This window comes from Massilia sp. IC2-477 (genome assembly GCF_020707265.1).
GTDB lineage: Bacteria > Pseudomonadota > Gammaproteobacteria > Burkholderiales > Burkholderiaceae_D > Telluria.
The window spans coordinates 593,835-611,095 of record NZ_JAJFEQ010000002.1; the positions used below are offsets into that span (position 1 = coordinate 593,835).

Sequence of the window (17,261 nt, forward strand, 5' to 3'; positions counted from 1 at the left end):
GCCAGTGCGGGCCGTTTTCATTCTGGAAACAGGTCTATAATCCTTCGCTTTGCCACCCGATCGATTGCTGGAGTTTTCCGATGATCCGTTCCGCCCTGCTGCTGGCCATGCTGGCCGCCGTTCCCCTGGCCCATGCGGCCCCTGAGCTCACCACCATTTCCGAACGCTCGGGCTTCCAGGCCACCGGCCGCTACGACGAAGTCATCAAGCTGTGCGCCGACTTCCAGAAAGCCTATCCGAAGCAGGTGAAGTGCATCGAGTTCGGCCGCACGCCGGAGAACCGTCCGATGATGGCGCTGGTCGTCTCGAACACCGGCGCCTTCACGCCGCAGGCGGCGCGCAAGCAGGGCCTGCCGGTGACCCTGATCCAGGGCGGCATCCACGCCGGCGAGATCGACGGCAAGGACGCCGGCTTCCTGGCCCTGCGCGAGACCCTGAACGGCAAGCTGGCCAAGGGCGCCCTCGACAAGCAGGTACTGCTGTTCGTCCCGGTGTTCAACGTCGACGGCCATGAGCGCTTCGGCAAGTGGAACCGCCCGAACCAGCGCGGCCCGGTCGAGATGGGCTGGCGCACCACCGCCCAGAACTTCAACCTGAACCGCGACTATGTGAAGGCCGATTCGCCCGAGATGGCGGCCATGCTGAAACTGGTGAACGCCTGGGATCCGCTGACCTACGTCGACCTGCATGTCACCGACGGCGCCAAGTTCCAGCACGACGTCTCGATCCAGGTCGAGCCGGTGTATTCGGGCGACCCGGAATTCCGCCAGGCCGGCCTGGCCCTGCGCACCAACGTCATCAAGGACATCGCGAAGCAGGGGTCGACCCCGCAGTCCTACTACATGTCCTTCGCCAAGACCGACGATCCGCAGTCGGGCTTCGTGGACAGCGTCTCCGACCCGCGCTTCTCGACCGGTTACTTCCCGCTGCGTAACCGCATGGCCCTGCTGGTCGAGACCCATTCTTGGAAGGACTATCCGACCCGCGTGCGCGTCACCCACAACACGGTGATCTCGATCCTCGAGCAGGTCGCCGCTAACGGCAAGGCCTGGCAGCAGGCCGCGCTGGCCGCCGATGCGCGCGCCAGCAAGCTGGCCGGCCAGGAGGTGGCGCTGAGCTACCGCACCACCGACAAGACCCAGATGGTCGACTTCCAGGGCTACGAATACACCCGCACTCCGTCCGATGTCTCCGGCATCCTGATGACCCGCTACGACGAAAGCAAGCCGCAGGTCTGGCGCGTGCCGCTGCGCGAAGAAGTCGTGGCGGAGCGCGTGGTTGCCGCACCGCGCGCCGGCTACATCGTGCCGGCCGCCTGGGCCGATATCGTGTCCAGTAAGCTCACGCTGCACGGCATCGCCTTCCGCAAGCTGGACAAGGCAATCGCCCAGGCCCGGGTCGAGACCTTCCGTGCCGACAAGGCGAGCTTCAGCGCCACCTCCTTCGAATCGCACCAGCGCCTGACGGTGGACGGGGCCTGGAAAGCGGAGGCGCGGCAGCTGGGCGCGGGCGCGCTGTTCGTGCCGGTCAACCAGCCCAAGGCGCGCCTGGTGGTGGCGATGCTGGAACCGCAGGCGCCGGACTCGCTGCTGGCCTGGGGATTCTTCAATAACGCCTACGAGCGCAAGGAGTACATGGAAGAATATGTGGCCGAGGACGTGGCGCGCGAGCAGATGGCCGCCGACCCGGCGCTGGCCGCGGAATTCAAGCGCCGCGTCGAGACGGATCCAGCCTTCGCCAGGAACCCGCATGCGCGCCTGGAGTTCTTCGCACGCCGCCACGCCTCCTGGGACGAGCGCTTCAACCTGTATCCGGTGTACCGCGCCAACGTCGCGCCCTGACCACATCCCGCCATACAAGCTACGGCGCATCCCATGGTGCGCCGTATTTTTTTCTTTCCCTCGCGATATTGTCATTACGTTCCCCAATTGGGGAATTGATGTTGTAAATAAATTCACTTAGTCTCGCAGCAACTGCGCACCGGTTACAAAAAAAGACATACCGCGCAGGTGAGAGGGAAAACACCGACCTGAAAGAGATCCATGCCGCCGTAGGGGCGGCATGGCGCCGTTCGCCATGCGTTCTGCATGGCGGCGCATGGTCGCGCGCGCCCTCGCACCTGGTCGGCATGTCGCCGGGGTGCCGATGAATTCGCGCCGAGAGACCAGACCATGTCCAAACCAAGCCTGCCCCAACGTTCCACCCTTGCCCTGACCATCGCCCTTGCCCTGAGCGGCTGCGGCGGGGGAGGCGGCGATTCCCCGCCGCCGTCCAACCCGGGCCCGATCGTCCAGCCGCCCCCACCCAGCACCGCGCTGACGGGCATCGTCATCGACGGCTACCTGAGCGGCGCCACCGTCTGGCTCGACCAGAACAGCAACGGACAGCGCGACACTGGCGAGCCGTCCGCCACCACCGACAGCGGCGGCAAGTTCAACCTGACAGTGGCTGCCAGCGTGGCCCAGATCAACGGCCAGCGCCTGCGCGTCACCGGCGGCACCGATACCTCGACCGGGCTGGGCTTCGGCTACACCATGAGCGCCATGGTCGAAGACGCGGCCAGCAAGCCGGCGCTCGTGGTCACGCCGCTCACCACCATCGCCGAAGCCATGGTCGCTTCCGGTGCGGCCACCTCGATCACACAGGCGCGCCAGACCGTGGTGCGGGTGGTCGGCCTGACCTCGGCCTTCGTGCTCGACGCCGACCCGCTCACCCTGGCCGTGACCGAGCCGGCCCTGGTGCAGAAGATGGTCGCGCTGCAGAAGGCCATGGAAGTGATGGCGCGCACCGAGAAGACCGCCCAGGAAGCCGACCCGAACGCCGCCTACGGCCGCGTGGCCCAGGCCATGGCCGCCGAATTCGCGCGTGTCGGCGCCACCGGCGGCGCGACCATGGTCAGCAGCCTGGTACAGGGCGCCGTCGCCAACCAGGACCGCTTCCTGACCAACCGTGCCGCCGCGCGTGGCACGGTGGCGCTGGCGGCCGACGTCGCCAACCTGGTCGAAGCCAGCCTGTCGATCGCCGTCGGCCGCGTGATGCAGGCCGCCCCGGGCGCCACCGGCGCCGCCCTGCAGCAGCCGCTGGCGCTGTACGTCGACCCGGTGATCAAGATCGTCGACGATGTCCAGAACCGCGCCGAGCAGGTGGCCGCCACCATCACCCAGGCCCCGACCGGCCAGCCGCTGCGCCTGGCCGCGGTGGCCCAGAGCGCCGGCCTGTCGCCCGCCGTGCTGGCGCTGGTGAACGCCACCAGTTCGCTGGCCAACGTGCCGCCGGCCAGCCCGGTGCCCTCGCCCCTGATGTCGGCCGTGCTGCAGGCGGTCCAGGGCCTGCCGGTGACGCAGCCGACGCCGGCGCCGACCCAGGCGCCGACCCAGGCGCCGACGCAGGCGCCAACACAGGCCCCGACGCAGGCACCGACAACGGCGCCGACCCAGGCGCCAACGCAGGCCCCGACGCAGGCGCCAACACAGGCTCCAACGCAGGCTCCAACGCAGGCGCCGACCCAGGCCCCGACGGCAGCGCCGACCCAGGCGCCGACTTCGGCCCCGACCCCAGCGCCGACCCAGCCGCCATCGCCGGCGCCGACCCAGGCGCCGACCGCGCCACCGACCGCGCCGCCGACCCTGGCGCCGACCCCCGCGCCGACCCAGGCGCCGACTGCCGCCCCGACGCAGGCCCCGACCCAGGCCCCGACGCCGGCGCCGACCCAGGCGCCGACGGCTGCGCCAACGTCCGCGCCGACTGTGCCGCCGACCACCTTCCCTGGCGGCTAAGAGCGCCTAACAATTCCCCCCATGGCTGCGTTGCATCGTCTCGCCGTACTGGCGTACTGCCTTCAACGATGCGCCTTGCCCTGGGGGTTTTGTTAGCCGCTTGAAGGCCCGCACCCGACAAACCGACACGGACGCATCAAGGACAACACAATGGCCACTTCCAACACCGTCAACAAGAATGAGATTCCGGTCGATTCGACCGACCCGACCAAGACCGCATGGGGCTCGCTCCTGGCGACCCAGTATTTCTTCGTGCTGGTGAACGGCACCGGCGCCGACGAAACCTTCGACGCCGCCGATATCAGCACCGCCACCCAGACCCGCATGGCGGCCTACGGGCGCGGCATCTCGGTCGTGATGGGCGGCGGTAACGACACCGTCATCGGCTCCGGCTTCGGCGACACCATCAATGCCGGCGCCGGCACCAACTTCATCGACGGCGGGGCGAACGCCGGCGCCACGCCCGACGGCAGCAAGGCGCGCGACGTGCTCAACGTCTTCGCTGCCGACGCCGCCGCGGCCGCCGCACTGCAGGTGATCGAGCTCACCGCCGCTGCAACCGGCGCCGACGGCGAGGCCTATGCCGCCGGCTACCGCATCAAGGTCAGCAACGGCGCCGAGACCGACTACCTGAAGAACGTCGAGCAGATCAACGTGTTCCGTGCCGACGACAACAACGCCTACGTGCGCACCATCCTGCTGGCGGTCGACGTGCGCGAGATCGCCTCCGCCGACGTGGCCGGCGCGATGCACTTCGCCTGGGCCCAGGGCACCGACCGCGCCGACAGCTTCGATGCGCAGGCCGACGTCACGAGCGCGACGCGCGACCTGATGGCGACGCATGGCCGGGGCGTCTACGTCGACATGGGCGCCGGCAACGACACCGTGGTCGGCTCCGGCTTCGGCGACGACATCACCCTGGGCAGCGGCACCAACTACGCGGACGGCGGCGCCAACGCAGGCACCACGCCCTGGGGCGGCAAGCCGCAGGACGTGCTGCACGTGATCGTCGCCAATGCGGGCGCTGCAGCGGCCGTACAGGTGGTCCAGCTGGGCACCGGGCTGACGGGTGTCGACGCCCAGGCTTTCGCCAACGGCTACACGCACAAGGTGGTCGCCGGCAGCGAGATCGACTACATCAAGGGCATCGAGCGCGTCACCGTGCAGGTGGCCGACGGCAGCGGCGGCAGCACCTGGGCGCGCGACATTGCGCTCGAGACGGTGGTGCACGAAGCCGACCTGGGCGACCCGAACCTGGCCGACTACATGCACCTGGCCTGGGTCAGCGGCACCGCGAACGATGACAGCATCAACGCCGCCGACCTGCTCTCGAACGGCGTGAAGGCCAAGATGGCCGAGGGCCAGCAGGGCGTGTGGATCGATGGCGGCAGCGGCAACGACACCATCACCGGCACCGCCTACGGCGACAATATCCGCAACGGCAGCGGCAACGCGAAGATCGACGGCGGCGCGAATGCCGGCGGCATGGACGTGTTCGAGATCTCGGTGGACTCGACCGCCGCCATGAACGCGGTGCAGGTGACGGCATCGGACGATCCGGCCTACACCTGGATGGTCAGCTACGGCGCCGGCACCCAGAAGGACTATTTGAAAAACATCGAAGCGATCGTGGTCAGCGTTGCTAGCGGCGGCGCCGGCAAGTGGATTCCGCTCGCCGTGCAGCTGCACGAGATCTCGGCCGACGGCGACCCGGCCACCTCGATGCACCATGCCTGGGCCCAGGGCACCGACCGTGACGACAGCTTCGACGCGGCCGCGGTCTCGAACGCGACCAAGGCATTGATGGGTACCCACGGCCGCGGCGTCTACGCCGATATGGGCGCGGGCAACGACACCGTGGTCGGTTCCGGCTACGGCGACGACATCACGCTCGGCAGCGGCACCAACTACGCGGACGGTGGCGCCAACGCCGGCACCACGCCCTGGGGCGGCAAGCCGCAGGACGTGCTGCACGTGATCGTCGCCAACGCGGGCGCGGCGGCAGCCGTGCAGGTGATCCAGCTGGATTCGGGAGCGAGCGGCGTCGACGCCCAGGCCTTCGCCAATGGCTACACGCACAAGGTGGTGGCCGGCAACGAGATCGACTACATCAAGGGCATCGAGCGCGTCAGCGTGCAGGTCGCCACCGGCAACGGCGGCAGCACCTGGGCGCGCGACATTCCGCTCGAAACCGCGGTGCACGAGGCCGACCTCTCCGGCAGCCTGAGCAACTACATGCACCTGGCCTGGGTCAACGGCACCGCCGGGGGCGACATCATCAACGCCACCGACCTGCTTTCAAACGGCGCGAAAGCCAAGATGGCCGAGCTGCAGAAGGGCGTCTGGATCGACGGCGGCAGCGGCAACGACACCATCACCGGCACCGCCTACGGCGACAACATCCGCAACGGCAGCGGCAATGCGAAGATCGATGGCGGCGCGAATGCCGGCGGCAAGGACGTGTTCGAGATCTCGGTCGACTCCATCGCCGCGATGGATGCGGTACAGGTGGTGGCGTCGGACGACCCGGCCTACAGCCTCATGGTCACCTATGGCAACGGCCAGAAGGACTACCTGAAGAATATCGAAGCGATCGCCATCAACGTCAGCGGCAGCAGCGCCGGCAAGTGGATCCCGCTGGTCGTGGAAACGAGCGAGATCTCCGCCGGCGCCAACCTCGCGAATGCCTCGCACTTCGCCTGGGCCCAGGGCACCGGCGGCGCCGACAGCTTCGACGCGGCCTCGGTCTCCAACGCGACCAAGGCGCTGATGGCCCAGCACGGCCGCGGCGTCTACGCCAACATGGGCGCGGGCGACGACAGCGTGACTGGCTCCGGCTACGGCGATCACGTCATCCTCGGCAGCGGCACCAACTACTTCGACGGCGGCGCGAACGCCGGCAGCACGACCTGGGGCGGCCAGCCCGCCGACGTGCTGCAGGTGAGCGTGGCCAGCCAGGCCGCGGCGAATGCCGTGCAGGTGACTTCGCTCACCGCCGGCATGGGCGGCGCGGACGCGCAGGCCTTCGCCGACGGTTATACCCACAAGGTGGTCGCCGGCAGCGAGATCGACTACCTCAAGAACGTCGAACGCGTCTCCATCGTGTTGAACGGCAGCACCTGGGTGCGCGACGTCGCGCTGGCGGTGCAGGTGCAGGAAGCGGCGGCCACCGACCCGAACATCGGCGGCTACCAGCACCTGGCCTGGGTGACCGGTACCGCCGGCGCCGACAGCATCGACCTCGGCGGCCTGCTGTCGACCGCGGTCACGCAGCAGATGGCGACACGCGGCAAGGGTGCGTGGATCGACGGCGGCGCCGGCAACGACACCATCGTCGCCAGCGCCTGGGGCGACAACATCGTCGGCGGCGGCGGGGTCAACTACATCGACGGCGGCGCCAACCTGGGCGCCACCGCAAGCGGCAGCGCGGCGCGCGACGTGCTCGAGATGTTCGTCGCCTCGCAGGCGGAAGCCGATGCGATCGCGGTCACGGTCCTGAGCGCGGCGTCGACCGGCGCCGACCTGGCCGCCTTCAACGCCGGCTACAAGTTCAGGGTGGCCAACGCCACGGCCGAGGTCAACTACCTGAAGAACGTCGAACACGTCAACGTGATGCTGTGGAACGACAAGGACGGCGACGGCCAGCGCGACGGCCTGCCGGCCAGCGATCCGGCCAACGAGCTCACGCTTGCGCGCGGCATCGCGCTGGAGGCCAACACGGCGCCCAGTTTCGCGGGCGCCCCGGCCGGCGTGGCGATCGAAGGCGTCGGCGCCCATTACATCCAGACGGGCGCCACCGTGCTGGCCAACGGCAAGCTGCTGTCGATGCGCCAGCTCGTGCAGGGCGACGGCAGCCCGTCGCAGACGATCCTGGCGCGCCACAATGCCGACGGCAGCGTCGACACCAGTTTCGGCGGCGGCACTGGCCGCGTGGTCCTGCCGACCAGCGGCGTCGTCTCGAACGTGGCGCCGGTCGAACTGGCCGGCGGCAAGGTCATGCTGGCGATCTCGACCCCGGGCAGCAACTTCGATTTCCGTGTCATGCGCGTGAATGCCGACGGCAGCCTGGACGCCAGCTTCGGCGACGGCGGTTCGACCACCGTGAATATCCATTCCGGCTCCGACCTGCCCACCGAGATCCTCGTCCAGCCGGACGGCAAGGTGGTCGTCGCCGGCTGGGGCAACGCCAGCGTCGCCCCCTTCTTCATGGTCGCGACCCGCCTGAATACCGACGGTTCGCTCGACACCAGCTTCGGCACCGGCGGCAAGCTGCAGTACGGTTTCGCGAACGTCGCCTCGACCATGGCGAGCATGGCCCTGCAGGGCGACAAGCTGCTCGTGTCGGGCTACGTGGGCGGTGCTGACGGCACGCTCGATGCGGCCGTGCTGCGCTTTAACAGCAACGGCAGCCTCGATACGAGTTTTGGCGACAACGGCGTATTCCTGCGCGCGATCGGCATCGGCACCGACAATGCGCGTTCGATGGTGGTGCTCCCGGACGGCAAGATCCTGCTGGGCGGCACCATGCGCTCGCCCGCCAACGACGTCGACGGCTTCCTGCTGCGCCTGAACGCCAACGGCAGCATCGATACCGGCTTCGGCAGCGGCGGCGTGGTCAAGGCCCACCTGACCGACGGCCACGACGTATTCGCCCATATCGCCGTGCAGCCGGATGGCAAGATCATCGCCTACGGCACCGTCGGCGCCACCCAGTCCAGCGCAGGCGTGGGCGGCGAACTGATGGTCATGCGCTACCTGGCGAACGGCCAGCTCGACACCAGCTTCGGCACCAATGGCACTACCCGCGTGCCGGGCCACGGGATCGGCGTCGGCGCCGACCCGGGCAGCCTGGTGCTCGTCGATGGCAAGATCGTCATCTTCGGCACCACCATGACCAATGCCGGGAGCAATGCCTACCAACCGCTGATCGCGCGCCTGAACGGCGACGGCAGCCTCGACACCAGTTTCTATCCGTCCCCGCTTCCTTCAATCGGCGGCAGCGTGCAGGCCAACGGCATTCTGCCGGTCGCGCTCGATACCAATGGCGCGATCTACGACGCCGAACTGCATGCCCGCGGTAACTACGGCGGCGCATCGCTCAAGCTGGCGCGCCAGGGTGGCGCATCCGGCGACGACCAGTTCTGGGCCGTGGGCGATCTCAGCTTCGCAGGTGGCATCCTCAGCGTCGGCGGAACCGCGATCGGTACCGTCACCCAGAACGGCGGCACCCTCACACTGTCCTTCAACACCGCCGCGACCCAGGGCCTGGTGAACCGCGCGCTGCACGGCATCGCCTACAGCAACGGCAACGCCAACCCGCCGGCCTCGGTGTCGATCGACTGGAGCTTCAGCGACGGCAACAGCGGCAGCCAGGGCTTCGGCGGCGCGCTGTCGGCCACCGCCACCAGCCAGGTGCTGATCGGCACCACGGTGCGCGAGATCGCGCGGAGCCTGAGTACGCCGGACAATTCGACCGACGGCGCTGCGCTGTCGAGCTACCCCTTCCTTGCCTACATCAGCGGCAGCGCGCGCAGCGAAAGCTTCGACAGCGGCACCCAGCTGTCGGCGTCGGTGCGGACCCTGATGGCCGAACTCGGACGTGGGGCCCGCTTCAACCTGGGCGCCGGCGACGATACGCTGATCGCGACCGCATTCAGCGACGATATCTTTGCCGGCAGCGGCATCAACCGTATCGACGGCGGCGACCACGCCGGCACCGACCCGTTCAGCAGTAGCCCGGGCCGCGACACCCTGCACGTGGTGGTGGCCGACCAGGCGGCTGCGAACGCGGTCAGCGTTACCCGGCTCACGGCCGGCATGAGCGGCGCCGATGCCGACGCCTTCGCCGCCGGCTACGAGGTGAAGGTGGTCGCTGGCAGCGAGATCGACTACGTCAAGAACGTGGAGATGATCAAGATCTTCCGCTGGACCGACACCAACGGCAACAACACGCAAGAGGGCAGTGAACTCACCTGGGTGCGCGAGATCCCCGTCGCCTTGCGCGTCTACGAAAGCGCGGTCAGCCCGACCGATCCGACCAAGGCCACCGACGGCCGCGCCCTGAAAGACATCTGGCACCTGGCGACGGCCGAGGGCTGGGAGCGCAATGACAGTTTCGACGCCCTGACCAACGTGTCGAGTGCAACCCAGCAGCTGATGGCCCAGCAGGGCCGCGGCATCTGGGTCGATGGCGGCGCCGGCGACGACACCCTGGCTGGTTCCGCCTATGGCGACAACTTCATCGGCGGTTCAGGCACCAACTACATCGACGGCCGCGCCAACGGCGGCAGCACCCCGAATGGCCAGCGTCCGGAAGATGTGCTCGAGATTTACGTCGACAGCCAGGCCCGCGCCAATGCGGTGCAGGCAACCGTGCTCGACGCTGCCTCCACCGGCGCCGATGCACAGGCATTCGCGAACGGCTACACCTGGAAGGTGGTCGACGGCGCCGCCGTCAATTACGTCAAGAACGTCGAGGCGGTCAACATCTTCATCTGGACGGACACCGACGGCGACCACATGCGGGATGCGGGCGAGGCGCCACATGCGCGTCACATCCGCCTGTCCGCCAGCGTCAACGAGATCGGCCGCCACCCGACCGACCCGACCAAGGACGCCGCCGGCAACCCGCTGTCCGGCGCGATGCACATGGCCTGGGTCAACGGCAGCGCCGGCGCCGACAGCTTCACTGCCGCCACCGACATTTCGAGCGCGACCCGCGGCCTGATGGACCAGTACCAGCGCGGCGTCTTCGTCGAGACGCATGCCGGCAACGACACCGTGACCGGCTCGGCCTACGGCGACAATTTCATCACCGGCGCCGGCATCAACCGCATCGATGGCGGCGACAACCGCGGCACCCACCCGGCCGGCGGCGGCGCCTTCGACATGCTGGAGATCTACGTTGCCAGTCAGGCCGAGGCAGAGGCAGTGGCCATCACCGCGCTGACCAGCAGCATGACGGGGGCCGATGCCGCCGCCTGGAACGACGGCTACCGCTACAAGGTGGTCAACGGCGCGGTGTCGACCGACTACATCAAGAACATCGAGCAGCTCAACGTCATGGTCTGGACCGACAAGGACGGCGACGGCCAGCGCGACTGGGGTTCGAGCGACACCGATCCGGCGCGTGAAATCAGCTACACGCGCAGCGTCGGCCTGGTGTCCAACACGGCCCCGAGCTTCGCCGGCGCGCCGCAAGGCGCCATGGTGCGCGACGGCGGCGCCGACTACGGCTATGTTGGCGGTGTGGTGCTGGGCGACGGCAAACTGATGGCGCTCGGCTACCTGGCCGACGCCAACAACAACTACCGCCTGGTGTTCGAGCGCAGCAATGCGGACGGCAGCATCGACACCAGCTTCGGCAACGGCAGCGGCCGCGTCTTCCTCGACACCGCCTATGGCCCGGCGATCCAGCCGGTGTTGCTGGCCAGCGGCAAGCTGCTAGTGGCCCACCAGACCGTACCCGGCAACGTGGTCGAAGTGCTGCGCGTAAACCAGGACGGCAGTATCGACACCAGCTTCGGCACCAACGGCGCGACCCTGATGAACTTCGGCAGCACGCGCGCCGCGGCCTACCAGGTGATCGAGGCGGGCGACAAGCTGTGGGTGGTCGGCTATGCCGGCAGCACCCTGCAGACCGTGGTCGGACGCCTGAACGCTGACGGCAGCCTCGACACCAGCTTCAGCGGCGACGGCATGCTGACGCTGACGGTCGGTACCGGCAATGCCGAGGTGCCGCGTGCCGCCGCCGTCCAGCCGGACGGCAAGCTGGTCATCGTCGGCTACGCCCAGGGCAGCTTCAACCAGGATGCGGTCGCGCTGCGGCTGAATCCGGACGGAAGCTACGACACCAGCTTCGGCACCGGCGGCAAGGTGTTCCTGCGCGCCGCGGTCGGCGTCGATGCGGTGGACACCGGCACCAGCATGGCGCTGCTGCCGAATGGGAAGATTCTGGTGGGCGGCTACGTCAACAGCACCGCCACCAGCCCGGGCAGCACCTACGACGGCATGCTGATGCGCCTGAATGCGAACGGCAGCCTGGACACCGGCTTCGGCACCAACGGCGTGGTGCGCGTGCCGGGCACGCCGAACCAGGACTACGTGTTCCGCGTCGTCGCCCAGGATGACGGCTCGGTGCTGACCCTCGGCATTACCGGCGGCGTCACCTCCACCAACGGCGACGTCACCATCACCCGCTTCCGTCCCGACGGCAGCCTCGATGCCGCCTTCGGCAACGGCGGCCAGGTGCGCTTCCTGGGCCGCGGCATGGGCTCGGACTACGCCTCGCTGGTGGTCAAGGATGGCAAGATCCTGGTGTTTGGCGCCGTCAACGACACGACGCAGGGGATGGCGAGCGCACTGGTGCTGCGCCTGAATGCCGACGGCAGCTTCGACACCAGCTTCGGCGCCGGCCACTCCTCGCTTGGCGGCGTGACCCGCCTGGACGGCAACAACTGGACCGCCCTCGACACCACTGCGGCCATCTACGACGCCGAGCTGGCCGCGCGCGGCAACTACGGCGGCGCGACGCTGACGATCGAGCGCAGCGGCGGCGCCAACGCCGACGACCTGTACGCGGGCGTTGGCGAAGTCAGCTTCGCCAACGGCCAGCTGGCGGTCGCCGGCACCGTGGTTGGAACGGTCGGCCAGCAGGGCGGCCGCCTGTCGATCGTGTTCAACAACAGCGCCACCCAGGAACTGGTCAACCGCGCACTGCACGGCATCGGTTATGCCAACGACAATCCGGCGGCCACTGGAGCGACCCTGAACTGGCAGTTCAGCGACGGCAATGCCGGTGGCCAGGGCCTGGGCGGTGTGCTCGGCGCCAGCGGCACGACGACCGTGGAAATCGGCCTGGTGACGTGGCAGGCATTGCCCTCGGCCGCCAATCCGGCCGTGACCACTCTCAACCAGCCCATCGCCCAGCTGGCCTACCTGGCCAACGTGGACGGTAGCGGCGCCGCCGAGACCTTCGATGGCGCGAGCGCCTTCCTGCCGCAGACCGCGGCCCTGATGGCGACCCAGCAGCGTGGCGCCTTCTTCGAGATGGGCGGCGGCGGCGACACCGTCACCGGCACCGCTTACAGCGATGAGTTCGTGATGGGTACGGGCGTCAACCGCATCGATGGCGGCGCCAATGCCGGCAACCACCCGCAAGGCGGCGCCGGCAAGGACCAGCTGCTGGTCTGGGTGGCGAACGAGGCGGAGGCGGCCGCCGTCAAGATGGTCAAGCTGGTTGCCGGCATGAGCGGGGACGATGCCACGGCCTTCACCGCTGGCTACGAAGCCAAGGTCGTCAACGGCGCCGAAATCGACTACATCAAGAATATCGAGCGGGTGGTCGTTTCGAAGTGGAACGACGCCGACGGCGATCGCATCCGCGACGTCAGCGAAACTGCCTACCAGCGCGACATTGCACTGCAGCCGCGAGTATTCACGATCGCTCCGAACCAGGCGCCGCTGCCCGGCTCTTACCACTTCGCATGGATCGACTCCTGGGCCCGCAATGACAGCGTTAACGTCGCCACCGATGTGCCGGAAGCGACCAGGGCCCTAATGGACCAGTACCAGCGTGGCGTGTTCATCGACACCGGCGCCGGCGACGACACCATCGTCGGTTCGGCCTACGGCGACAACATCACAGCCGGCCCCGGCGCCAACCGCGTCGACGGCGGCGCCAACCTCGGCACCCACCCGCAAGGCGGCAAGACCGAGGACATCCTCGACGTCTACGTGCGCACCAGCCAGGAGGCGGGCGCCGTGGTGGCCACCGCGCTCACCTCCGCCATGACCGGGGACGACGGCGCCGCCTATACTGCGGGCTACCGCTGGAAGCTGGTATCGGCGCAGGAAACCGACTACCTGAAGAACATCGAGGCGGTCAACATCACGGTGTGGAACGACGCCAACGGCAACGGCGTGCGCGACAGCGGCGAGACGGCGTATGCGCGTCAGATTGCGCTCGAGAGCCGCATCGACGAAGTCCGGGTCAATCCCGCCAACGCCGCGCAGGACATCGACGGCAGGCCGCTGGCGGATTCCTATCATTTCGCGTGGGCGCGCGGCACCGCCGGCGACGACGTGATCGACGCCGCCAGCATCTCTCAGCCGACCCGCAACCTGATGGACCAGTACGATCGCGGCATGTGGGGCCAGCTCGGCGACGGCAACGACCGCGTCACCGGCTCCGCCTACGGCGACAACATCGATCTCGGCAAAGGCGTCAACCGCTTCGACGGCGGCGCCGACATCGGCACCGGCCCCAATGGTTCGCCGAACTTCGACGTACTGGAGATTCACGTGCGCAGCCAGGCCGAGGCTGATGCGGTCGCGGTCGTCAAGCTGACTTCCGCCATGACCGGCGAGGACGGCGCCGCCTTCGGCCAGGGTTACCAGTACAAGGTGAACGGCCCGGACCAGGTGAACTACATCCGTAACGTCGAGCAGGTCTACGTCGGCATCTGGAACGACGCCGATGGCGACGGCAACATCGACCATGGCGCCGAGGTGACCCCTGCGCGCTTGATCGACGTGGAGCAGAACAGCGCGCCGCGCTTCGCCCCGCCGCAAGGCTTCTCCGTGGTCGACTACGGGTGGGATTTCACGCCGGCGGATATGGAGTTCGGTCCCGACGGCAAGCTGTATTTCATGGGTTCCTACGACCCGGAAGCGAACGACGATTACTACATCCCCTTCCTGGCGCGTCACAACGCCGACGGGACGGTCGACACCAGCTTCGGCAATGGCGCAGGCTTCGTGCCGCTGGCGGCCGACCCCAACGGCGGCTTCGGCCTCACGATGAAGGTGCTGCCGGACGGGAAGCTGATCGTCGTTACCGGCACGCAGGGACAAGGAAGCATGGGCCTCAAGGCGATGCGCTACCACGCGGACGGCAGCCTCGACACCAGCTTCGGCACCGGCGGCGCCAGCGTGGTCGGCTTCACCAGCATGTTCGTCCCGAACACTGTGCTGGTCGGACCGGACGGCGCGCTGATCATCGCCGGCAACACCGGGCTTGCCGGAAGTTCTCAGGATTTCGGGGTGGTGCGCATGAACGCGAACGGCAGCCTGGACACCGGTTTCAACGACAGCGGCAAGCTGGTCATCACACTGTCGCCCTACGCCGACTCGGTGCTCGGCGCCCAGCTGCAGGCGGACGGCAAGCTGGTGCTGGCCGGTGCCACCCGCAGCGGCAGCTCCAGCAGCACCAACGACTTTGCCGTGGTGCGGGTGAACGCGAATGGTTCGCTCGATACCAGCTTCGGCAACGGCGGCAAGGTCGTGGTTCCGCTGACCACCAGCGGCGATATCGTCACGGCAGTCAACCTCCTGCCGGGCGGCGCCATCCTGCTGACGGGGCATAGCAACAACGGAAACGCCGACGCCAACGGCATCCCGCACGTGGCCCTGGTCAAGCTCGATGCCAGCGGCAATCTGGCCAGCGGTTTCGGCAACAACGGCAAGGTGTTCGCGCCGGACACCATCCCCGACAGCGCGCGCGCAACGGTGATCCAGCCCGACGGGAAAATCGTGGTGGTCGGACAATCGGGACATGACCAACAGCTGGCGGTCACCCGCTACAATGCCGACGGCTCCCTGGATACCGGTTTCGCCGAGGGCGGCCGCTTCCACATGCCGATCCGGGGCATGCGCGACTACGCAACCGCGGTTGCGCTCGACGGCGACAAGATCGTCCTGATGATCCCGTCCTTCTTCAACACCAATGCCGACAGCAGCCTGATGCTGGCCCGCCTGAATGCGGACGGCAGCCTGGACACCAGCTTCGCGCCCGGCCAGTTCGACACCCTGGGCGGCACGCTCAAGGCCAACGGAACGATCCCGACAGTCCTCGACCACAACGCGATGATCTACGATGCCGAGCTGGCCGAGCGCGGCAACTACGGCGGCGCTTCCTTGACCGTCGAGCGCCAAGGTGGCCGCAACACCGACGACGTGTTCTCGCTGGTGGACGAAGTCAGCGCCAGCGGCGGCCAGCTGTCGGTTGGCGGCGTCGTGATCGGCACTGTGCTCGTCGAGCCCGGCAAGCTGCGCATGGAATTCAACGAGAGCGCCACACAGGGACTCGTCAACCGCGCCCTGCACGGCATCGCCTACGCCAACAAGGCCGCCAATCCGTCGTCGTCCGTAACGATCGGCTGGCGCTTCGAAGACGGCAACCAGCACAATGAACAGGGCGGCGGCGGCATCGGCGTCGTCAATGGCCACACCACGGTCCAGTTCGCAGCAGTTGCCAGCGAGGTCCAGCGCAGTTGGCAGGACCCGGCGCTCAGCAGCGACAACCGTCCGCTGTCGGGCATCGACTTCTTCGCCAGCGTGACCGGCTCCCGGACCGCCGACGATGTCGGCACCGGCGACCTGTCGTCGCGGGTGAAGGCGCTAATGGCGGAATTCAGCCGCGGCGCCACCTATCAGATGCTGGGCGGAGGCGACAAGGTGCTTGGTACCGGCTTCAGCGACGAGTTCATCATGGGCGACGGCGTCAACCACGTGGACGGCGGCCCGCATGCCGGCAGCTCGCCTTACGGCAGCGGTCCCGGCGAAGACACCCTGATCGTCTACGTGCCGAACCAGGCCGCGGCCGACGCGGTGACGGCGAACATGCTGACGCCGCTGTCTACCGGAGCCGATGCCGATGCGTATGCGGCCGGGTATGAAGCGAAGATCGTCAGCGGCAGCCAGGTCGACTACATCCGCAACGTCGAACAGGTATCGGTGCATCTGTGGACGGACACCAACGGCAACGGCATCGTGGATGGCGTCGAAGGGACTTACCTGCACAACATCCAGTTCCGCACCCACGTCTCGGGCAGGCAGGTCAGCGCTCCGGGGGCGCCAACGGACGTCAACGGCCAGGTGCTGGCGGACCAGTGGCACTTCGCCTGGGCCAGCGGCTTCAAGGGCGACGACTGGGTCATCGTCGAGCATCGCTTGAGCAGCAGCGAGCTGCAGCTGATGAACCAGTACGGGCGCGGCGCCTGGGTCAGCCTCGGCGACGGCAACGACGTGGTCGCCGCTACCATCTATGGCGACAACATCAATGTCGGCAAGGGGCTGAACTGGGTGGACGGCGGCACCAACCTCGGAACGACGCCGGACGGTTTTCCGGCCGGCGACGTCCTCGAGATCAATGTCGCCACCCTGGCCCAGCGCAATGCCGTTACCTACCAGGTGCTCACCGCCGGCATGAGCGGCGAGGATGCCCATGCCTATGCCGAGGGCTTCAAGTTCAAGGTGGTGGCCCAGGACCAGATCGACTACCTGGTCAATGTCGAGCAGCTGGCGCTCAACGTCTGGAACGACGCCAACGGCAACGGCCAGCGCGAAGCGAGCGAGATCACGGACCAGGTCTGGGTCACGCTGGATCCGAACGCCCAGGGCATCGTGGTGGTGGGCACACCGCAGGGTTGAGTCGGCGCGGCGCCATGCAAAACGGCGCTGCAGCGAAAGCTGCAGCGCCGTTTT

Annotated in this window: 3 protein-coding genes; all 3 read left to right on the forward strand. The window is 67.9% G+C overall.

Annotation, left to right across the window (positions count from 1 at the left end; all coding sequences use genetic code 11):
• The first annotated feature begins 80 nt into the window (after window positions 1–80).
• Window positions 81–1,841: a M14 family metallopeptidase gene (locus LK542_RS06105; protein ID WP_227811190.1), complete on the forward strand. Its 1,761-nt coding sequence runs from the start codon at window positions 81–83 to the stop codon at window positions 1,839–1,841.
• 330 nt (window positions 1,842–2,171) lie between these two features.
• Window positions 2,172–3,776 carry a hypothetical protein gene (locus LK542_RS24795; RefSeq protein WP_229521195.1) on the forward strand — a complete coding sequence of 535 codons (1,605 nt, stop codon included), beginning with the start codon at window positions 2,172–2,174 and terminating at the stop codon, window positions 3,774–3,776.
• A gap of 150 nt (window positions 3,777–3,926) precedes the next feature.
• A complete protein-coding gene (locus LK542_RS06115) occupies window positions 3,927–17,207 on the forward strand; it encodes a hypothetical protein (RefSeq protein ID WP_227811191.1) in 13,281 nt (4,426 codons plus the stop codon).
• Window positions 17,208–17,261 lie beyond the last annotated feature (54 nt).